The sequence below is a fragment of the Fischerella sp. JS2 genome, from assembly GCF_032393985.1.
Lineage (GTDB): Bacteria > Cyanobacteriota > Cyanobacteriia > Cyanobacteriales > Nostocaceae > Fischerella.
Genome location: NZ_CP135918.1, coordinates 4,964,693 through 4,986,667, shown reverse-complemented (window position 1 = coordinate 4,986,667; position 21,975 = coordinate 4,964,693). Strand labels below are relative to the sequence as shown.

Here is a 21,975-nt window from a genome sequence, read left to right as displayed (position 1 = left end):
TAACGTTACAAATCTTCAATTTTTCTTTGCGAGATCAATGTTGTATTCGTAGCGAATTCCATGCAGAAAAACTCTGTGTCCCTCCGCGTTTAAGTGTTGCTACGACTTCACGTAAAGCTATACTAAGTCCTGAGTAACATCAGACTTGTAGCTTTGATGATGCACTTTAAATTCTCTTCAGAGCATTAACACAAACAAAAATCTCAAAATTCATAGCCCAAATCACGTCCCTAGTGTTAAATCTAATATCGTTGAGCGGTGAGATATCAACGTGAAAGCACAGGTATTTAGAGGCGTTAATCAACTTTCCTACGAAGAAATCCCTGTACCCGAACTACAACCGGATGAAGTGCTGGTACAAGTACGGGTAGTGGGTTTGTGTCAATCGGATATCAAGAAAATTCGTTATCCCCTGTATGAACCACCACGCATTTTTGGACATGAAACTGCGGGAACCATTGCAGCAGTAGGTGCAGAGGTAAAAAATTGGCAAGTCGGACAACGGGTGGCGGTGATGCACCACATCCCTTGTATGCGTTGTGATTATTGTCTGAATGACAATTTTTCAATGTGTGACACCTATAAAAATATCTGCACGACAGCCGGATTTGCACCCAGTGGTGGCGGCTTTGCTGAATATGTCAAGGTTCCTGGTCATATTGTCCGCAATGGTGGGTTAATTCTCATCCCCGATAATATCAGTTTTGAAGAAGCAAGCTTTGTTGAGCCAACTAACTGCTGTCTCAAAGCAGTGAAAAAAGCCCAAATTATACCCGGACAAACAGTTTTGATTACTGGTGCGGGGCCAATTGGGTTGATGTTTGTGATGTTGGTAAAATATTTTGGGGCAAAAGCGATCGCTACTGACTTGATCCCCTCACGAATTGAAAAAGCTTTAGCTGTGGGTGCAGAAGCGGCTTTTGATGCCCGTGATGCTGATTTACCAGCTAAAATTCAAGCACTCACCAATGGTTTAGGTGTGGATGTCACTTTACTCGCTGTTCCCAGTGAAAAAGCTTTCTTCCAAGCCCTTGACTGTACCCGCAAAGGCGGTAAAATTCTCTTTTTCGCCGAGTTTCCCGATGAAGTGGAAATTCCTCTAAATCCCAATATTCTCTATCGCCGAGAAATTGATTTGATGGGCAGCTATAGTTCATCCTACCGCTTGCAAAGCCTCTCGGCCGATATTGTGTTTAATAAACGCATTGATGTACAGGCATTAATCAGCGATCGCTATCCATTGCAAAATTTATCTCAAGCCGTAGACCAAGCGATCGCACCAACACCAGAAACATATAAGATTTTGATTTATCCCTAATACCTAATATTGGGGATCGGGGACAAGGAGAAAAAGAGGGAAATGGAAGACAAGCCAGACATGGAGGACAAGGGAAATATCACCCTCCCCCCACTCTCCCCACTCCCCCCCACTCTCCCCACTCCCCCCACTCCTCATACTCCCCCCACCTCCCCCATGATCTTCATAGTCATCCTCCTCGCTTTCTATCTCGCTTTTAACCTTGGTGCTAATGACGTTGCTAATGCAATGGGAACTTCTGTCGGTTCCAAGGCTGTAACTCTGAAACAGGCATTGATTATTGCTGGTGTCTTAGAATTCACAGGTGCGGTATTGTTTGGACAGGAAGTATCAGAAACTCTTGCAACAAAAATTGCTAATCCTGACTTATTTGCCAGTACACCGCAGATGTTAATGATCGGGATGATCACTGTGCTGATTAGTTGCGGTTTATGGTTACAGATTGCCACTGCACGAGGTTTACCTGTATCTTCTTCTCATGCAGCTGTCGGTGCGATCGCAGGCTTTAGTTGGGTAGCTTTAGGAGTAGATGCGATCGATTGGTCATCGATTGGTAAAATCACTCTCGGTTGGATTGTGACGCCAGTCATCAGTGGTGCGATCGCTGGTTTGTTTTACAGTCAGATCAAGCGTTGGATTTTAGAACAACCGCATCAATTATTACAAATGAATGAGTGGATTCCCTGGTTAAGTGCGATTTTACTAGGGATTTTTGGTGTGATAGTTTTACCATCAGTTACTCAACCACTGGCAAATTTTTTGATTGAGGAAGTTGGCGTCAAAATACCCACTCATGATATTTCGTTATGTGTGGGAGGAATTGCCGCAGTTGGGTTGAGTTTGTATAGCTGGCGGGAATTGGAGAGGAGGAGTGAGGGACAGGGGGGACAAGAGGGACAGGGAGGACACGGGGGAACTCGGGGTCCCCTCTGGGGATTAGGGGGCGAAGGGGGACAAGGGGAACACGGGGAAATGGTTAACAACAAACTACCAACTACCAACTACCAACTACCAACTGTTGAACGTCTATTCGCCAGATTCCAGTTACTGAGTGCTTGTTTTGTGGCTTTTGCTCATGGTTCTAATGATGTCGGTAATGCGATCGCTCCTTTGGCGGCGATCGTCTATATTCATAACACTGGTACAGTACCCATAGGCGGGATCGCTATTCCCATCTGGATTTTAGTGCTTGGTGGTGTTGGTATTGTTGCTGGTTTAGCAATTTGGGGTAAAAAAGTCATCGCTACTATTGGCGAAAGTATTATTTCTTTACAACCCAGTAGTGGATTCTGCGCTGAACTTGCTACTGCTACCACAATTTTGCTTGCTTCTCGTTTGGGGCTACCTGTTTCTACTTCTCACGCACTCGTGGGTGGTGTAGTTGGTGTAGGACTGGTACAGAACCCTAAATCTGTTCAATTTAAGACTCTCCAAGGAATCGCCACCGCTTGGCTAGTTACAGTTCCCGTCAGTGCAGGACTTAGTGCTGTAATCTTTAGCATTGCCCGGATTTTAGATTTTGGATTGGTTAGTGGGTCGTGAACACCAAAAAATTAATTCTCCAATTCCTGCATCGCCCACAAATTCTTCTCCCGTATCTCCCGTGTCTCCTTTGTCCAAGAAAATCGGAGATTTTTTTATTTGGAAGTCTCCTAGTGGGTAGTGGTTGCTGGAGAGAGCCTCACCAAAGTAATAAAACTGATAACTGATAGCTGATAACTGTTAAAATGCTTTACGGGTGATCGCAAAACTTTTAACTTGCACAAAATACTTAAAAATTAATCTTGAGTTTTGTAGGCAAACTGTCATTAAATTTACATTCTTACATGGTAAATGTATTTTTAGGAAACTTTGAAGTACCAAAAGAATTTATTAGTTTTTATTTCGACCACATAAATTTCTGTAATATTTTTATTCAGAAAAAAACAATACCAGATAATGATTGATTGAATCTAAAAAATTATCAAAAATTATACAAAGCCTGAAGCCATATCAAAATTCTGCAATTAAGACTGGAACCTTAGGTCAGAGGTAACAAACTAATGGGGCGATATGAGAAGCGGCCAGAAAACTCACGAGCAGGCGATCAACTTACAGAAGTAGATACCGCTCTACGAGCTGTCACCGAGGAATTGCAAATTATACAACGGACTTTACTCAAGTCTTTACAAGAAGATATCAAGCGTTTACAGACGGAAAGACTCCGCTTAGCTGACGATATAAAGCGTCTACAAGAAGAAAAAGAAGAACTACTACAAGGTAGGCAATTAAGTGAATTACAAGTGTTGTTGCGTCAACTCGCCAATATATTGGCGAGTCACATATCCTCACAACTGCAATCTTCTCTAGAAACCTTAGCCAAACAAGCTGTAGAGAAAGACAGTGAGGACAATGACAAAAGCAACGCCGTTGTCAATCATCTGCTTGGCTCTTTAGATGATACCCTCACTATCACTTTTAACACTCTCCAGCAGGAAGTAAAGAACTATCAAAATAATCTTTCTCAACAGTTGTCTCAGATGTCACTGCAACAACAGCAAGGGGAAGAAATTTTAGCAGAGTTAGTAAATCGCCTGCGTGGAGAACTCATACGTGCAGAACTAGAAAAAACCACACAACGATTCCCGCAACAATCTCCTCCAACAGTCATCCAAACAACACCATACCTTGCTGAGGAACCAACCCAACAACAGGAATCAACATTCTGGGAAACACCACCCCATCCTACCGACGAACCAACCCAACAGCAGGGATCGAGTTCCTGGGATATACCGACGCAAATAGAAACAGACAGGATTCGAGAGTATAGAGGGGCAGAAACTGATCGATCAGAAGAATCTGAAGTTTTTGCATCAACTAAAGATAATCTTGTCGCAGTCAATTCTTCCCAAGACAGTGACACAATATTTTCTATGAATGGTGCATCACCAAGCGAACAAGTAACCGCAGCTGCACCATCCCGAAGGAGAAGAAATTCATCAGTTGCACCAATGGGTTTACTGTTGATTTTGGTGTCAACAGTGGTGATATCACTTTACAACGTCGCCATCAAAGTTATTTTCAACTCAACTTCGCTAATTTTTGGAGTCTTTGAAGTAGAAGGTTTACTGGCGCCTACTCTTGGTAATTCTCTATTGATTTTAATGCTCAGGATGCTGGTAGTTGTACCATTGATGTTGGTTTTAGCTCCTATACTGTATCCGCAAGTATGGCAGGACTTGCAAAGTCTAGTGGGATCACGGCGAACAAAATCTACCACTACTAATGTAAAAGCTAAGCAAGTATTGCTGTTGTCGATTGTCAGCGGATGCTTTTTATTTTTGTCTCAGGTCTTAATTTATATTGCTATTAGCCAAATTGCGACGGGAGTAGCGATCGCCTTAATGTTTGTTTATCCAGCCATTAGCGGACTCTTAGCATGGTCTTTACTGAGAGAGCAACCTACTTCTTTACGTTTGAGTGCGATCGCCTCTATTTTTTTGGGGCAGATGCTGATTTTAGCAGGAGATACAAGTATTGGTACAGGAAACGCTTTTTTAGGTAGTATCACAGCTGTTGTTTCTGGAATAGCTTTTGCTTTCTACGTGATATTAACAAACATCTGTGCTAGCAAACTCCATCCTGTTCCTTTTACTTTAATTAATTTTGCTACTATGCTCGTGTTGTCTTGCATTGGTTTGATCATACCTTTACCTATTACCTGGAGCCTTCAAGTCAATCCAAGTAAATTGTTGGAATTGATTTTAAGTGCCTTCATTTTGGGCGTACTGACATTATTTAGTCATGTTTTTAATAACGTCGGTATTCGCAAACTTGGAGCTACGCGATCGGCAATTTTAGGTGCTACTGTTCCTGTAATAACTGTGATTTTGGCCGGGTTGATTATTCAAGAAACACTACTACCTGCACAGGTATTAGGAGTTTTATTTGTGACGGGTGGTGCGGCCGTTGTTAGCTATGAAAAAATGCGGAATCGCACCAAAAAGGCGTAAGGGTATGAGGATGTTAGAGTGCAGGAAAATATTTTTCATACTTGGCAGTGAATCAAAAGTTTAAAAAAAACAAAATTTTTATTAACAATTTTTAAGCAAAAAGTCTAAACTTGTAATTTAGCAGAAGCTTCTAAATAAAACTTTTAGCAGAAATAGCAAATTTGTAAATGTTTTTACATATGCACTGGCTAAAAATTGCTAAAATCAGCAAAAATCTTGTTGAAAATAAAAAGATTTTTTGTTTTTTGAATTATTATCTTAATTTTGAGGTCTATGACTTTCCCTCAATCAGATCCGCCTTATCATCAGGACAGCATCATCCTTTGGCCATTACAAAGCAGTTCACCATACGCTGCGTTTTTAGTGAGACTGCTAAACATGCCACCTTCATCTTCTTAGGCTAGCTCTCTTGTCACAGAACATATACAGCACAGGGTTGCAGCCAATGACCTAAGGAGTAATACTTGTTCTGTACGAAGTTGAGCTTAATTTCGACCTTCTTGGCAAGGGTAGACGCCACAGACAGGAGTAATTAGTAAAAAGGAACAGGGACTGTATATGGTAGAGGCAGGTGAACCCCCATTAAGACTCTGCCATTGACCATTGTCCAGCCAGGCAATAAAGTAAGGAGATTTTCCTCCCTCTTTCCTATTAAGAGTTGCCTGTTGCCTATTGCCTATTCCCCGTTCCCTTTCTTTTTGTTGAGCAAACCTACCAACTAAGTTGATTCTGCCAATTTGCCAGAAAATACGGACTAAATGACAATTATGACTACCAAGAACACCCATACTTAACGCATAATAGATCATCTAAGTAAAGACATCGCCTTCAGTCGGGTGTATACTACATACTTTCCATTGACTGATTACTGTAAACGTGATATTTAATTGCCTGTTATATGAGTAACGACGTAGATCTGATCAAACGTCTTGGCCCCAGTGCGATGGATCAGATCATGCTTTATCTGGCTTTTAGTGCCATGCGGACTAGTGGGCACAGGCATGGGGCCTTTTTAGATGCAGCCGCAACCGCAGCCAAGTGTGCAATCTACATGACCTATCTAGAGCAGGGACAAAACCTGCGGATGACAGGGCATTTGCATCACTTAGAACCAAAGCGAGTCAAAGCCATTGTCGAGGAAGTTAGACAAGCCTTGACTGAGGGCAAACTGTTGAAGATGCTTGGTTCTCAAGAACCACGCTATCTGATTCAGTTTCCCTATGTCTGGATGGAAAAATATCCTTGGCGACCTGGACGTTCGCGCATTCCCGGTACAAGTCTAACTAGCGAGGAAAAGAGACAAATTGAGCAGAAGTTACCTTCTAATCTACCAGATGCTCATTTGATCACCTCGTTTGAATTTCTAGAGTTGATAGAATTTCTGCACAAGCGATCGCAAGAAGATTTACCCAAAGAACACCAGATGCCTTTGAGTGAGGCTCTAGCGGAGCATATTAAGCGCCGTTTGCTTTACTCTGGTACGGTGACACGCATTGATTCTCCTTGGGGAATGCCCTTCTACGCTCTCACCCGTCCCTTTTATGCGCCAGCAGACGACCAAGAGCGTACTTACATCATGGTGGAAGATACTGCCCGCTTCTTCCGAATGATGCGAGATTGGGCAGAAAAAAGACCAAACACCATGCGCGTCTTGGAGGAGTTAGATATTTTACCAGAAAAAATGCAGCAGGCCAAAGACGAATTGGATGAGATTATCCGTGCTTGGGCAGATAAGTATCATCAAGATGACGGAGTCCCTGTGGTATTACAGATGGTATTTGGTAAAAAAGAAGACTAATATTCTAAAGACAGATATGGTCTTGAAATTTTCCTGGGTAAAATTCCCAGCTAGTACCATCAACGACAGTCCCACGCTATACAACAAGTACTGAATAGTACAGTGTTGTTAGTGTGGGACACATGCAAAACTGAGTAAAAATATATTGTTGTAGATTGACACTCCCATGCATAATTTAACTGCGTTGGACATTTAGGATTGCTTGCTTTTCATAAAGATAGATGGTATATGGGAAACAAGCCCTCAAAAGTCAGGATAAACTATACTCTTGATATAAAAATATAAAGTGAGCGATCGCTTCCTTTATAAAGTGGTGATTGTATTTAAACGTAGGGCAATACTTTCATACTGCTTACAATTTTACCTCCACTTAGACAGTAACATTCCTCGCCGACAATAATCTATTCTCGCTACATTATGCTTGAATGCCTGGACGACCATTCTCAACAATAAAAGAAGCCAGAGTATAGACGGGTGCATCTGCGCGGCTTACGGTTTCGACGACACGCAGATCGGTTTGCCAACGCTCATGGTTGAGGTTAACTCGGAAGTAGCCGCGACGATCACCGTCGAAGAACTTAATGTGTGGGTTTTCGGGGATCATAGGGCCGTAGTAAGGACCGTAGACGATGGCATCACCATTGCTGGTGAGTGAGGGAGTTACGAACTCTGTGGCGATTGTTGGAGAGTTAGGGTTCTTGAAATCAAGCTTAAGGTCATTAACGAATGTCGAATGCCAATCGCCAGTAATGACGACAGGATTGGAGATTTTTTGAGTCGCGATCTGGCTTAAAATGCGATTACGTGCAATAGGGTACCCATCCCAAGAGTCGTTCCAAAATACTTCGCCCGCTCCAATTTTGTGATCTAGCTCTGCCATCAACACCTGTTGAGCAAGTATATTCCAGCGTGCTTGGGAGCGGTGAAGACCTTTGAGTAACCAATGCTCCTGCTGTTTGCCAAGCATGGTCTTTGAGGGATCAACAGCCGCTGAGCAACGAGGTGTTTCACCATCGCCGCACGGGTGATCGCTGCGGTACTGGCGGGTATCAAGTACGCTGAACTCAGCCAGATTACCAAAGGTCAACCGACGAAACAGTCGCATATCTGACCCTCGGGGTAGAGAAAATCGACGCAGTGGTTGATGTTCATAGTAGGCCTGATAAGCAGCCGCACGTCTGTTGAGGAAATCTTCGACCGGATCGTTATTTTCAGAGATATTATTAGTGTAATCGTTGTCCACTTCATGGTCGTCCCAAGTTACCACAAAGGGGAATAAGGCGTGAGCCTTTTGCAAATCTGGGTCGGTTTTGTATAGGGCATACCGAAGGCGGTATTGCTCAAGCGTCTTGGTTTCCTCCGAGAACTGCTCAGGCAAAGAAACGTTACGTACACCACCTGTAGAAGGGATACCATATTCGTAAATATAGTCACCCAAATGAAAAACTAGGTCTAGGTCTTCCTCAGCCAAGCGATGGTAAGCCGAATAGTAACCATCCTCCCACTTTTGGCAAGTAACGAACGCAAATTTAAGCTGATTGAACCAACTGTTGATGGCTGGAGCAGTACGAGTGCGACCAATCGGGCTAACTTGCTTACCTACTTTAAACTGATACCAATACCAACAATCAGGCTCTAAACCACCTACATCCACATGAACAGAGTGTGCAAGTTCAGGGACTGCCATTACTGTACCCCGTCGCACGACTTTTCTCATATTCTCATCCAAAGCAACTTGCCATTGCACTGGCACATTCACCTGTGGCATACCACCACCATTTAACGGGTCTGGAGCTAGTCGCGTCCACAGCACTACACTATCTTGTAAGGGATCACCAGAAGCCACACCAAGACTGAAGGGATAAGCAGAAAATCTCGGTTGTGCAACAACTTTATGAGTCCAAACAGTGGCGAACATAGTTGCTGTAACTGTCCCAGCACCAATCAGAAAGCGTCGCCGTTCTACCTTAGTAGATAGCAAGCGCTCGAAGTGAAAACGCTTCATAAATGTCTGTTTTAGAATAGTAAGGAACAGGCAACTAGTTGCTATATGTATTGATTACCAAATCTGGTTTAAATACAGCCTAAGAAGTTATTAATATTAGATAGTTTTTGTTAGAGCTTAACTTTTAAAAGCGATCGCACTTCAAATGTGAATTATATAAATTCATAATTCAACAAAATACTTGGAGAATTTAGTCAATGAATAATGCAGAAGTTGCTGCAAAACTTAAAGAAGCTGCTGATGGTTTATTAATGCCTAGTGAATCAGAATTTCCTTTTGAATCGGTTTACTGGCAAATTACTCAACAAGAGCCTATTACTTATACAAAGATTCTAGAGTTCACAGATCATCCCTTAGATGTACCAGTAGAAGTAGTAGATTTAGATTATTTTTTTAGAAATGTTGCTGTTGAGCAAGAATGGCATGATGAACAACAAAAAGAGGATGTGAAAAAATATCAAAAGCTTGTTGAAACAATAAAAAGTAACCTCAGCGACGTTCAAGTTTATCGTGTTGGAAGAATAAATATTGATGTCTATATAGTTGGCAAAACACAGTCAGGTAATTTAGCAGGCTTATCAACCAAACTGGTAGAAACCTGATAAACAAATATTAGGAAGTAACAAAAAGAATTACCCGTCTAATATTAAGACGGGTAATTGTTTGAAGTGCTATTAACTTTTACTGATTATCAACTCTAGCTTCAATTGTATTTTCAATTATATCCGAAACATTGGAAAACAAGTTGTAACCTGTTCTCGCTTCAATTGTATCTACACTCACTCTGTACCAACGCCAGTCGTTGTTTCTAATTCCTTGGTCATTAGGCATATCGACAGCGATGACTCGTGTACTAACTGTTACACCGCTAATTCCAAGTCCGGGTCGATCCAAGACTATAATAGCCTTCCAAACTCTGTCTGGTACTGTAACTCTACCACTTGAAATTGTACTAGCTCCTCCATTGGAGCCAGTTCCACCTGAGCCGTATCCGCCAGAAATGATATATAGTTCTTTTCCCTCGTAAACTACTAAATCTCTGCTGTAATTTTCTAAAGCTGCCCAAGGACCCTGATTATTATCAGGAGCTTGAGGAACTATATTTGTCATCAAAAATGTTGCGGAATTGTTCGCAATTGTGTTTGTCCTATCTGCTGAGGGTGTCATATGCCCTCTATCAAATCCACTGCCTGTATAATCAGAACTGCTGACTCGATAGCAACCACTTGGTAGTGTGGTATCAGCACGGAAATCATCTTGGCGAGGCGCACTTCCTAGCCAAGACGAATTCAATTGCCAACTAACCCAGTTTGGTATACCTCTATTACAGTGATGTGATGTTGCGTATTGTGGTTTAACTAATAAATAGTTACTTAGGCTAGAAGTCCCTGCATTGCTAGGATTACCCATCGTTAAATGCACGGAATTTTGGGCAGGTGCAGGAGTGGATATAGTTGCAAGTAAAACAGCAAGCGGACAAGCAGATGCACAAGAAATCAGGAAAGTCGAAAACTTCGCTTTCTTCATGAGTATTTATTTGAAGTTGTACTTCATCTTGAAAGTTTTTCTCTCATGAAAAATATTAATATTTATAATTTAATCCTGAGTTAACTGAAAAATAAGTGTTAATTAATTAGTTAGTGAATTAATTAACATTCATTTAAGAGTAATATTCGGAATTTGTTAATCTAATTTAAATTAATAAACTAAATTGTATGAATTAATAGACAGTTTAATATCAAAAATTAAATATTACTAAATACATGTAAACATAGCTCTAAATTATGGTATTAACTATGAAATGAAAATCCAACTCTAAATAATAGATTAGTAAGGTATTAAATAAAATTTCTTATTTCTAATCTTGTATAAATAAACTTTGACTTCATTAATTCTATCGTTGGCTTCGATTATGCCATCACTGGAGCGATCGCTCGTTATATTTGGTTAGGTGTTTTGAGTTGCAACCCCTAACTGTTCGACTATCTTATTGAGCATTTCTTTGTGTGTAGCGCCTTCAATCAGGCTTTTAACCACAGTATTATCCCTGCCAATAATGGCTTGCTGCAAAGGCACAGAATTTGTTAATCACCACTGATTCTTGCTTTGCTCGCCAAATTAAACCGATTGCACGCTGTAATGGTAAGTCTAAAACAGGGATGTAAGTAACTCCTGGAATACCTTGCCACTCTGGCATGATCGACATTCCCAGTCCGGCAGCAATCAGCGAAATCACCCACTCTTCATGATCTGCTTTGTAGATAACTTGGGGTTGAATGTCTTTTGATGCAAACAAATTTTGTGTTTCTCCCCACAGTTCGCAGTGCAATCGATCAATATAGGGTTGTTGATTCAGTTCCATCAACCGTACACTTCCTCGTTGGGCAAATGGGTGAGAGGTTGGCACTGCAAGCATACGGCGTTGTTTGTACAAGATCATTGATGTTTTTGGGTCTTCTCGGTTATCCAGGACAGTAATTGCTAAGTCTATATCACCTGACTCTAAGGTGTTGCGTAAATCTTCGATGGTACCGTCCACTAACTCGATCAGCATATTGGGATGCTGTGCTTGAAAATCACGAATTAGCCCTGCCAAACTGCTAATACGAATTGTTCGCAAAGTACCCAAACGCAGCGTTGGCTGGTGGTGAAATCCCTTCAGTTCCCGCAACGTTACCTGGTACTCATTCAGAATCGTCTTTGCCTTTTCCAAGAAAAACTTTCCTGCTGGTGTTAGAATCGCCCGTCGCCCACCCCGCTCAAATAACGTCACTCCTAGTTCTTGCTCCAGTTTCTTGATACCTGCCGAAAGTGAAGGTTGGGAGACAAACAGGCGTTCAGCAGCTTTGGTGAAACCACCTGTTTCTGCGATCGCTAGAAAATAGCGAATTTGGTACATATCCATAGATATTGTCTATGACTTTAATCTTAAAAATAGTCTTGCTCTATAAGTTTATCTGCTTGAGTATAAGAGTGTAAACCTCACAACACCACTTTTAAACGCAATGACTAGCCAAACGACTTACCACATCATTGAGGTTGATGGACTCAACATCTTCTATCGTGAAGCTGGAGCGCCGAACAATCCTACTATTTTGCTGCTTCACGGCTTTCCAACTTCATCTCACATGTTTCGCAATTTAATTGTTGCTCTTGCTGATCGCTTCCATTTGATCGCACCTGATTATCCTGGCTTTGGTAATAGTTCCATGCCAAAAGTCGATGAGTTTGACTACACGTTTGATCGTCTAGCGGAAGTGATGGAAAAGTTCACTGAAGCGGTTGGTTTAAGCAAGTACAGTCTTTATGTAATGGATTATGGCGCTCCGATTGGATTTCGACTAGCGACGAAACATCCAGAGCGAGTTGAGGCGTTGATTGTCCAAAATGGTAACGCTTATGAGGAAGGTTTAAATGAATTCTGGGAACCGATTAAAGCGTACTGGCGCGATCGCTCATCAGAAAATACCGATAAGTTGAGGCAACTTCTCACTCTTGATGCCACCAAATGGCAGTATACGCATGGTGTTCGTAATCCTCAAGTTATTAGCCCTGATAATTGGATTATCGATCAACACTTTTTAGATCGACCAGGTAACAATGATATTCAACTTGCTTTGTTTGACAGCTACGGTTCCAACCCGCCGCTATATCCCCAATGGCAGGAGTATTTCCGTACCTATCAACCACCGACATTAGTTGTTTGGGGCAAGAATGATTTCATCTTTCCCGCTGAAGGCGCTCATCCCTATCAGCGCGACTTGAAAAACATCGAGTTTCATCTGCTAGATACAGGACATTTTGCCCTCGAAGAAGATTTGGATGCGATCGCCAGTCATATCCGCCGATTTCTGGCAGATCACACCAAACAGATCACCCAACTCTAGTGTACGTGAGCGATCGGCCTGCAATGTCTAATTGGGGTGCGCTGAAGCGGATCCCCCACAACAAACAACCTCGGTGTTAAGTACCGAGGTAAAACAAAAGTACGAATGACAATTGAGAGATATAGCGAGAAACAAAAAATCTGGCTTTGCATATTTGCGGGATGATTTTACTTTTTCTGCCAATTAAAAAACTTAATTCCTAGCGTTCTTGGCGGTTCATTATACCCTGCGGGAAGCCCTACGGGTTCGCCAGGTGCTTTATGCCGGGGAACCCGTCCACCGCACTGGCTCACCGCTACGCGTCTACATGCCCATTTTATGCAACGCCAAAAATCTTAACTAACACTAAAACCAACTAAAACTAGAGTAGTGACAATTAAAGATGCAAAAACAGCTTGGATAACGTATTTGCGTTGTTCCCAAATTGCAGGGTACTCGGAATAGTACATCTTGGGTTCAGTTGGGTAATTATTCAAAACGCCGTCTTCATTAACTGTTGTATACATAGCTTGTTTCCTTTATTTGTTTCTTTATGTAAATAAATATAACAATATTGTTACAAATAGTCAACAAGACTTGACAAAAAAGGACTGATACCGTTCATAAGAACCGCTTATCAGGAATGAGGGCGATAAACCTCCGGTACGCTATGCGATCGCAAGCGCTCTTGTGGGTAGTTGGTGCAACCAAACAGGAAGTGTGACTTCTATCAGGCTCTACACTGATACAACACCCTTGTTTGCAGCCACTACCTAACCCTTCGCACTCAGGAGCGTCGCATATTTCCAAAATGCTTTGCTTGTTGAAACTGGTGCAAGTTATCAATTCTACCGAACTTGCATCTACAAAATTTCAAGGTCTTTGGGGTGATTGATGTTTAAAGCCCCTGCTTAATTGTTGCCTATTTCCCCCGAAAAAAATCGCTCTGTTTAATTCAGCTTGAGAATAGCAACCTTGTTATTCAACGTCAGCGGCAACCACAGCAAACCAGCTTTTGGTTGATAATAAAAATCCGCTGGCCCGTTAATTTCGATTGGTAACTTGAGTAAATCTGCTTTCTTGGTGTTGGCATTATAGATGTAAATTGCTCCTGGGGTTGGCTTTTGAATTCCCACCCAATCTGAGTAGATTAATCGATTGTCATTGAGAAGAGCTATGCCATCAAAGAAACCAGGTAGGACACTAATCTGCTCAAATTGTGCAGTGGGTTTAGCCATAGTAAGTTTATAGATACCCCCCTTGCCATTAAAGTTTTCTCCTAATCCGACAACATATATACTCTTGGTTTGACTATCGTAGCTGATACCATTGGCCCCTGGAATCTGACCTGATAGAGCTACAAATTGTTTATTAGGAATAGAGATTTGATAGACAGTTCCGGTATCTGAAGCCGATGCTAGTAGAGTGTTTTCATCTATTGTTGCCAAGTCATTTAGAAAGGATGTCTTGGCAGATAAGTCCAAAGAAAAGACTTGTTTACTGTTTTGGAGGTTGAAACCAACAATCCGATCTATATCAGCTACATAAAGAACGTTATTCACGACGGCTAAGCCTTTTGGAGCATTCAATGTTCCTTTTGGGTTGAAGAACTTGCGTTTGACAGTTCCATCTGCTGATAATTCAGTAATAAAGCCATCTCCATCTTTGGCAGTGGGTTCCATCTTTTCACCAATGTTGGAGACAAAAATTCTTCCTGTGGAATCAGCAGTAATACTTTCAGGATGTGAAAATCCCTCTATTAGATTTGCTGCCTCAGCAGGATTGACGATTAGCAAAGATAGGGAAAAGAAAATTCCCAGATAATAAACCAACTGAAAGAAATTCGGTTGCATTGTTATCGTTGCCTATTTTACTAACTTTCAAAAACTAAATAGATACAAACTTTGCCAACAAAGGAACTATTTCTAGGTGATAATATTTAGTAAACTTTTTGCCTATCCACCGATCGCTCCCACTTCAACTCCATCAAATGTCGTATCACATGCAACAGATTTCCAAGTATCAAGTTCTTCTTTAACTGACTTGAGCTTAGCATCAATGGCGTTGACAGCATCTGCTCCCAGAGCTAACCTCAAGGGTGGGTGGTTACTTGTAACGGCTTGCATAATGGCAAGAGCTGCTTTATCTGGATCGCCTGGTTGTTTGCCGTTCATATTGTGAATCCATTGCAGAAATTCACCACTAGTAGAGGCATAATCGTCGATGAGTGTATCAGGTGTAACTAGCGATCGCCCATTGAAGTCTGTGCGGAAAGCACCAGGTTCAATAATTGTTACTTTAATCCCCAGTGGAGCCACTTCTTGAGCTAGTGCTTCTGATATTCCTTCCAACGCAAACTTGGTGCCGCAATAAATTCCGGTTCCCACAAATGACACAAAACCAGCTACCGACGAGACATTGATGATATGACCATAGCGCTGTTTTCGCATTACTGGAAGTACTACCCGCATGACATCAAGCGCTCCAAAGACATTGGTCTCAAATTGCTGTCGGATCACCTCATCACTGAATTCTTCTATAGCTCCCAAAGCACCGTAGCCAGCGTTATTAACCAATACGTCAATACGTCCAAAGGCATCAAGAGCGGCGTTAACCGCATTACGAACTTCCTGTGGTTTAGTAACATCCAGTTGAACAGGTTTAACTGTCTCTGGATACTGAGTGATAAGGTCACTGAGTTGCTCTGGTTTACGGGCTGTTGCCACAACGCGATCGCCATGCTTAAGTACTGTCTCGGTCAAAGACCGTCCGAATCCAGTTGAGCTACCAGTGATCAACCAAACTTTTTTTGTATTCTCAGCCATGATTAAATTTATATTTATTCTCAAATGAATTCTTTACTGCAACCGCTTTCAACCTTTCACACCGTCAAATTCCGTTCCTTAAACACTTCTTTGGCAGTATTTATGGCATTCTGAACAACAGGAAAGCCAGCGAAAGGCAACATATGAAGAATTGCCTCAATAATTTCCTGTGTGTTAGCACCGACGTTGAGCGCACCATTAATATGAACTTTAAGAGGACCTTGCACTGCTGTCGTACCTATTGCAGTTAGTGCGGCAACTGTGGCAAGTTGCCTTGTCCTCAAATCCAATTTAGGGCGCGAGATGATATCCCCATAGGCAAACTCGACAATATAGCGTCCTAGTTGGGGAAGAATATCGTTGAAACTCCGCACAACTGCTTCACCAGATGCTTTGGTAACTCTCCCTAAAGTATCTAGTCCACGCTCATAACGAACTTGTGAAGTTTCTGTTGTGTACTTTGTAACAGCAAAATTACTTTCCACGTAATTTTGCTGTTGCTGATAGTACTCCTGAAACACTTCCTGAGCAATGTTAGTACTGGTGATCGCAGCAGACCAGCCGACATAGACACTCATCTGCATCAGCAATTCAACAATCTCCTGCTGAGTGCAACCGACATTGAGAGCAACTTTGATGTGAAACTTCAGCAAGGACTGCTGATTACCAATAGCAGTAAGAGCTGCGACAGATGCGATCGCTCGCGACTTGTGACCTAATCCAGGACGTGACCATATATCGCCATAAGCAAACTCAATAATGTAATGAGCCAGATCGGGAGCAATATCAGTGAACTGTTCAGCTATCTGCGTACTGTTTTCGCCGACAATCTCCTCTAGATTTTTTATGCCTCGCTGATAACGGCTTTCATCCTGTTCCGTTTGGGCAACGTCAATATTTGTAACAATGTTACGCTCCCTAAATACCTCACGAACAACATTAATACCATTTTGTGTAGCAGGGAAACCGCGGTAGATAATTACATGTAGGATTGTTTCTAAGACCTCTTGAGGGGTACAGCCGACGTTAAACATACCATTAATATGGTGTTTTAGCTGCGTTTGAGCGTTACCAAGGACAGTCAATGTGGCAACATTAGCGATCTCTCGGTACTTTAGATCTAAGCCAGGACGGGAAAAGATATCCCCATAAGATTGTTCTATATAAAAGCGTACTAGATCAGGAGAGAAGACTCGAAGGCTAATGAACGTACTGTCATCAGTCCCTGCACCAGCGATTTTGTTCAGTACCTCCAGACCACGTTTGTAACGATCCCGAGAATGTGGAAGATAGGCATTGCTCTGGTTTGCTCTAACACTGGTGGTAAAGGCAATAAAAGCTGATGGTAGGGCGGTAAATGTAGCTAACATTTCTATAAACTTTCGTCGCTTCCACGCTAGGCTTTTGCATGTCTGATTGGGTATTACCTTCTTATATAGTTTCATAAGTTTCTCTTGACTTGGATCGGGGTATTTTGAAAGCGGCGCTCAGGAATTTCTGTCAAAAATTTATCCATACAACGTTCTGCAAGAGCAGCAATAGTAAAGGAAGGATTTGTACATCCTGCTGAACCAGCAATCAGCGCACCATCAACAACATAAAGTCCTCTATAACCCAATACCCGTCCATAAAAATCACAAGCTTTCCCCAAAACTGCACCTCCTAATGGATGAGCAGTTAGCCCAGGAGTCACCATTGTTGTAGGTTGGCTACTTGAGGTAGTATTTGCCCGATCTAACAGGCTATAAGTAAATTCTGCTGCTTGCTTGACTTTTTGAACTTCCAAAAACTCAGAGGGCCAGAACAATCTAACTGAATCTGTAGCCGCTTCATAACTGAATTTTCCAACAGCTGGTGGGATACCCATACTCAGAGATGGCAAAGTTCCCTCAGGAGCGTTCCAAATGGGAGTAGTAACTAAAGTCGTTGGACTAATTGGATTATCATAGTGTTCAATAACAGCAACAGCTGGTCCTCCTTCACCTGGATTATTAGGAGGCATACCAGTACGATTACCAGAAGCATCTCCGTTATCTCCCCAAAAGAGACCAATATTAGAATTTAACCTGGGCAATGTACCTAACGCTTTGGATTTGACCAATAATGCCGAAGTTCCCATAGAACCAGCTGCCATAAATAAATAGCGACAAGCAAAAGATTTCCTTCGGATAACTTCGCCAGAGTCGTTGATTTGATTAGACAAAACACGGAAGCAATACCCAGAATTGGAGGGGGCTTCAGTAATCAATGTGACTATGTGTAATGGGAGAATTTTCACATATCCTGTTGCTTCTGCTCTCGGTAAGTAGTTCTGATCCAAGCTTTTTTTAGAGCCACTGTTGATGCCATACCATATTTCGCCAATGATAGTGGAAGCTACCTTAGTTCCATTAATTTCTTGGCGGACTATATCCCAGTCTAAAGCTATATCTAGTAAATGGTTTGGCAATCCCGCTCTACTTGCCTGCTCCATAAATACGCGTGGAGATTGATAGAAGCTACTAGCTAATATGTCTTCTGGAATCACTGATGGCTGGAGTATTGCTCGAACGCGAGGGTAGTAAATTTTATCCATTTCCTCGTAACTGATTGCACGAGGAAGAGATTGATAGAATAATTTGTGTGGGGGTTGATAAGTAACACCATTGTAAACTAGCGAACCACCCCCAACTCCAGCACCACATAGAACAGAAATTCCATATTCATCTTTTCGTTCTAGAACCCCCGTATAGATATCTATAGGTACTGGTTCAAACATTATTGTTTTCGGACTGAGCCAGGCAGAACGACCATCAGGTTTGCGGTAAGTAGCAAAAGTATCTTGGGCAGAAGTAATTGGCCATGCAAGACCTCGCTCCAGTACAACTGTCTCAATACCGGCTTCTCCTAAACGTAGGGCTGCAACTGCTCCACCAAAACCACTACCAATAACAATAGCGTCTACTAGTTCATCACTAGCATTTGCATACTGCGAATAGTAAAGAGGGGCTGCTAAACCAACAGAAAACATAGTAGCTTGAAGTAAACTACGACGATTAAATTTGTAGTGAAGCATAATCCTTGTGGTGATTATGAGACGGTAATCACAACTTTTCCAAAGTGACGACCCTGCTCTAGATATTCAAATGCCTCTTGAGTTTGTTCTATGGGGAAAATCTTGTCAATGACAGGATGAATTTTATTAGTTTCGATTTCCTGATTCATTGCCTCAAAATTTTCTTTCCCCCCTACTTCCATGCCTTTAATTGTAGCCTGTTGGTGTAATAGTGTTAATGTATTGACACAGGTGTTAAAGCCGTCTAGTAAACCTACTATTGAGATGTGTCCTCCCATACGCAGTGCATTAAGTGATCGCTGCAAATTTTGACCACCTACTGTCTCAACAATGACATCAACTCCATTGTTGTAAGTAAATTCATTTACAATTGCTTCCCAATCAGGTGTTGTTTTGTAGTTAATCAATAGGTCAGCACCCAACTGTTGCGCCCGTTTGAGTTTTGCATCACTGCTGGAAGTGATAATCACCTGTGCGCCTCGCGCTTTTGCAAATTGCAGCGCAAAGATAGATACACCACCTGTTCCATGCAACAATACTGTTTCATCCGCTTGCAAATTACTGTATTGCAGTGCATTCCAAGCGGTTAGTCCGGCTATTGGTAAAGTTGATCCTTCAGTAGAAGAAAGATGCGTTGGGCTATGAACAAGCTGATTGGGGTGGAAGCATTTATATTCCGAGATTTGTCCTGGAATTGTACCCAAGCCTTGTCGAGTTGAATAGTCTGTTGTTTGGCGAGTAGGTTTGCCATTCACCCAATCAGGAATAAACGTCGTCACAACCTGATCACCAGGTTGAAATGCTGTAATCCCCTCACCTACCTGTTCCACAACACCTGCTCCATCACATACAGGAACATAAGGCAAAGATAGATTTGGATCTAGCAACCCTTTAACTACAAGTAAGTCTACATAGTTGAGGGAAACCGCTTCCATTTTGACTAGTACTTCCCCTCTGGTTGGGTTGGGTTTTGGTAGCTCCACAAGTTGCAAGTTTTCGATACCAAATCCATCACTAAGTTCAATTGCTTTCATCACGTTACCTCAATACTTTCATTTCAAGGGTTCGAGCATAGATGATGATGTAGAGTTTTCCATTACGTCATTAGCAGCATTTGCTGGCAGCATAAACCGACGAATCAAGAAGCGATCGGGAATTTCTTGTTCCTTTCCTGGCAAGAGGCGATGACGAATTCGTGCTTCAGTCACCCAAACCTCGCGACCTGCCAAAGTCAAGTTGACTGGTGATTCCATACCTGATGCAATAATTTCGATTGACTTGGGCTTAGTTCCTGAGGAAAGTGCATCAATGCGTAAAAGGCGACCATTACCGCTTGCGACAGCACCTTCTGTAACTATTAAGGAACCATCGGGTGCAAACTGCATTCCATCAGGGTTTTCCAACTTGCGCTCAAGGGGTATAGCTTCAACTTTTACACCACCTCGGGACTGAGGTATAACTTTGTATAAATTTCCACTGGAGAACAATCCTACAATGGTAACTCCATCGGATCTACGAGCAATTCCCGACAGCCCTAATTCATTGGAGGCGAACCTTTTATCCTCTGCCCAAATTTGTAATTTATCTGCTCCAGGTGCAAGATAGTAGATACGAGGACGCATACTATCTGTAAGATAAACACCTCCATTTGGATCCAGTGCCATATCATTTCCAAATCCACCATCGGGCATCAAAATGACGCGCAAAACTTTCCCTGTACGGGTATCAATTGCAAAAATCCGGTGTGGGCGGCGCGTCATTTTACCATTTGAATCACGAACTCCCAGAAAATCAGGAGAAGTTCCCCAGAGGATTCCTCGTTGCTCGTCTAGCCGCAGAGCTGTGGCAGCAAAAACTTCATCACTTCCAGGAAAGAAAGTTTTGAGTTCGCCTTTTGGGCTGATACGCAGTATCCGTCCACTTACAATCGAACCGATATACAACGTACCGTCACTAGCACGTGTAATTCCATTTGGGTACTGGAAATTAGCAGGCAGATTGATAGGAGTTAATGTGCGTACCTCTGCTGCAACACATTGAACTGAGCTAACAGTAAAGACCACAAGTGCAGCTGTATGCAGAAATGTCTTAAAGATAAAATTAGACATACTGTTATACTGTATCGTTTGTTCTACTCAATTGCTAATTTTGAGAATTTGCCAACCAGCATTAACAAACTCTGGTGTATTCAATCAAGTTCAAGCCAGGTTTTATCTTCTTACACTACAGACCGAATTATATTGATTACTATTGTTGCTAAAAAATTCAAGTGAAATACCACGGTTGAGGTATTCGTTGATATCGACTATCTGACCATTCAGATCACTTCGAATTATATCGATCACAACCGCAGCTGGAATTTTGGGATCGCGAAGCATACCTTTGTTATAAAATCCTTGGAAAAGATTGTGCATAGCCTCACCTACAACCTCTACAGGAGCTGAGCGAGCTTCTGCTTGCATTGCTGTATCGATTGTCCCCGGACGAAAGGCGTTCATTTTGACACCAGTTCCTTCTAGTTCGGCTGCCAAATTCAGAGTCATCATCTCTAAAGCAGCTTTACTTGTAGCATAAGCATTTCCACTTGGTGTACCTGTACCCGTGGCAGCAACGCTTGATATGTTAACAATTCGTCCCCAACCTTGTTTAATCATGTTGGGTAGGACAACATGGATGCATCGGAAAGCACCGTTTAAATTGATTTTAATAGTGCGTTCCCAAGCTACTGGATCAATTTCCACAGTACGTCCGAGTGGCGCAATAATCGCTGCGTTGTTTACTAATATATCGACAGAACCTAGTTGCTCAGCAACTAAAAGGCAAGCTTTCTCAATTGCATCAGCCTCGGCCATATCACATTGAATCGGAAAAGCTTGACCTCCTAATTTTTGAATTTCATAGGTTACATCTAAAATTTCTGCTGATGTCCTGGCTATAACACCAACCCTTACACCTGTCTTCGCCAGTGCTAAGCAAACAGCTCGACCTAGCCCCCGTCCGCCCCCTGTGACAATTGCAGTTTTGCCTTGGAATGATAATTTTGATGTCATTACCGTGTTTTTTGCTGTCAGTTAGTTAAATATCTTAACTAATGTATCCAAATTAATAATCATAGT

Annotated in this window: 18 protein-coding genes; 6 read left to right on the top strand and 12 right to left on the bottom strand. The window is 42.1% G+C overall.

The window, feature by feature from the left end; translation table 11 throughout:
- Nucleotides 1–271: 271 nt before the first annotated feature.
- The 3 genes from RS893_RS21230 (at nt 272) to RS893_RS21220 (ending at nt 5,310) form a co-directional block, all read left to right on the top strand.
- Nucleotides 272–1,318 carry a zinc-dependent dehydrogenase gene (locus tag RS893_RS21230; protein ID WP_315787673.1) on the top strand — a complete coding sequence of 349 codons (1,047 nt, stop codon included), beginning with the start codon at nt 272–274 and terminating at the stop codon, nt 1,316–1,318.
- Nucleotides 1,319–1,474: 156 nt separating this feature from the next.
- Nucleotides 1,475–2,860 carry an anion permease gene (locus RS893_RS21225; protein WP_315792059.1) on the top strand — a complete coding sequence of 462 codons (1,386 nt, stop codon included), beginning with the start codon at nt 1,475–1,477 and terminating at the stop codon, nt 2,858–2,860.
- Nucleotides 2,861–3,360: 500 nt separating this feature from the next.
- Nucleotides 3,361–5,310 carry an EamA family transporter gene (locus RS893_RS21220; protein ID WP_315787671.1) on the top strand — a complete coding sequence of 650 codons (1,950 nt, stop codon included), beginning with the start codon at nt 3,361–3,363 and terminating at the stop codon, nt 5,308–5,310.
- 485 nt (nt 5,311–5,795) lie between these two features.
- Here the strand turns inward: RS893_RS21220 and RS893_RS21215 are convergent, their stop codons facing one another.
- Nucleotides 5,796–6,119 carry a hypothetical protein gene (locus RS893_RS21215; protein ID WP_315787669.1) on the bottom strand — a complete coding sequence of 108 codons (324 nt, stop codon included), beginning with the start codon at nt 6,117–6,119 and terminating at the stop codon, nt 5,796–5,798.
- 89 nt (nt 6,120–6,208) lie between these two features.
- Between RS893_RS21215 and hetR the strand changes: the two genes are divergently transcribed.
- Nucleotides 6,209–7,108 carry a heterocyst differentiation master regulator HetR gene (hetR, locus tag RS893_RS21210; protein WP_016871868.1) on the top strand — a complete coding sequence of 300 codons (900 nt, stop codon included), beginning with the start codon at nt 6,209–6,211 and terminating at the stop codon, nt 7,106–7,108.
- A gap of 415 nt (nt 7,109–7,523) precedes the next feature.
- On the opposite strand, the gene RS893_RS21205 is transcribed toward hetR, so the two are convergent.
- The gene (locus tag RS893_RS21205; protein ID WP_315787658.1) at nt 7,524–9,113 is read right to left on the bottom strand and encodes an alkaline phosphatase D family protein; all 1,590 of its coding nucleotides are present in this window, start codon (nt 9,111–9,113) and stop codon (nt 7,524–7,526) included.
- 197 nt (nt 9,114–9,310) lie between these two features.
- On the opposite strand from RS893_RS21205, the gene RS893_RS21200 reads away from it, so the two are divergent.
- On the top strand, nt 9,311–9,715 hold the full coding sequence (locus tag RS893_RS21200; RefSeq protein WP_315787657.1) for a nuclease A inhibitor family protein: 405 nt from the start codon (nt 9,311–9,313) through the stop codon (nt 9,713–9,715).
- A gap of 79 nt (nt 9,716–9,794) precedes the next feature.
- On the opposite strand, the gene RS893_RS21195 is transcribed toward RS893_RS21200, so the two are convergent.
- Both RS893_RS21195 and RS893_RS21190 read right to left on the bottom strand, forming a co-directional pair.
- Complete coding sequence (locus RS893_RS21195; protein ID WP_315787655.1) at nt 9,795–10,640, bottom strand: DNA/RNA non-specific endonuclease; 846 nt, start codon at nt 10,638–10,640, stop codon at nt 9,795–9,797.
- A 514-nt stretch (nt 10,641–11,154) separates the two neighbouring features.
- On the bottom strand, nt 11,155–12,018 hold the full coding sequence (locus tag RS893_RS21190; RefSeq protein WP_315787653.1) for a LysR family transcriptional regulator: 864 nt from the start codon (nt 12,016–12,018) through the stop codon (nt 11,155–11,157).
- Nucleotides 12,019–12,118: 100 nt separating this feature from the next.
- On the opposite strand from RS893_RS21190, the gene RS893_RS21185 reads away from it, so the two are divergent.
- Nucleotides 12,119–13,000, top strand: coding sequence for an alpha/beta hydrolase (locus tag RS893_RS21185; RefSeq protein ID WP_315787651.1), 882 nt, complete (start codon nt 12,119–12,121; stop codon nt 12,998–13,000).
- A 335-nt stretch (nt 13,001–13,335) separates the two neighbouring features.
- On the opposite strand, the gene psb34 is transcribed toward RS893_RS21185, so the two are convergent.
- From psb34 to RS893_RS21145, 8 genes are all read right to left on the bottom strand, one after another.
- The gene (psb34, locus tag RS893_RS21180; RefSeq protein ID WP_146006363.1) at nt 13,336–13,506 is read right to left on the bottom strand and encodes a photosystem II assembly protein Psb34; all 171 of its coding nucleotides are present in this window, start codon (nt 13,504–13,506) and stop codon (nt 13,336–13,338) included.
- A gap of 423 nt (nt 13,507–13,929) precedes the next feature.
- Nucleotides 13,930–14,832, bottom strand: coding sequence for a hypothetical protein (locus RS893_RS21175; protein ID WP_315787647.1), 903 nt, complete (start codon nt 14,830–14,832; stop codon nt 13,930–13,932).
- 102 nt (nt 14,833–14,934) lie between these two features.
- Entirely contained in the window at nt 14,935–15,804 is an 870-nt protein-coding gene (locus RS893_RS21170; protein ID WP_315787645.1) for an oxidoreductase, read from the bottom strand.
- A 56-nt stretch (nt 15,805–15,860) separates the two neighbouring features.
- Nucleotides 15,861–17,174: a carboxymuconolactone decarboxylase family protein gene (locus RS893_RS21165; RefSeq protein ID WP_315787643.1), complete on the bottom strand. Its 1,314-nt coding sequence runs from the start codon at nt 17,172–17,174 to the stop codon at nt 15,861–15,863.
- A gap of 71 nt (nt 17,175–17,245) precedes the next feature.
- Nucleotides 17,246–18,859, bottom strand: coding sequence for a GMC oxidoreductase (locus RS893_RS21160; RefSeq protein WP_315787641.1), 1,614 nt, complete (start codon nt 18,857–18,859; stop codon nt 17,246–17,248).
- Nucleotides 18,860–18,873: 14 nt separating this feature from the next.
- A complete protein-coding gene (locus RS893_RS21155) occupies nt 18,874–19,893 on the bottom strand; it encodes an NAD(P)-dependent alcohol dehydrogenase (RefSeq protein WP_315787640.1) in 1,020 nt (339 codons plus the stop codon).
- 18 nt (nt 19,894–19,911) lie between these two features.
- Complete coding sequence (locus tag RS893_RS21150; RefSeq protein ID WP_315787638.1) at nt 19,912–20,967, bottom strand: gluconolaconase; 1,056 nt, start codon at nt 20,965–20,967, stop codon at nt 19,912–19,914.
- A 102-nt stretch (nt 20,968–21,069) separates the two neighbouring features.
- The gene (locus RS893_RS21145; RefSeq protein ID WP_315787637.1) at nt 21,070–21,909 is read right to left on the bottom strand and encodes an SDR family oxidoreductase; all 840 of its coding nucleotides are present in this window, start codon (nt 21,907–21,909) and stop codon (nt 21,070–21,072) included.
- Nucleotides 21,910–21,975: the final 66 nt, after the last annotated feature.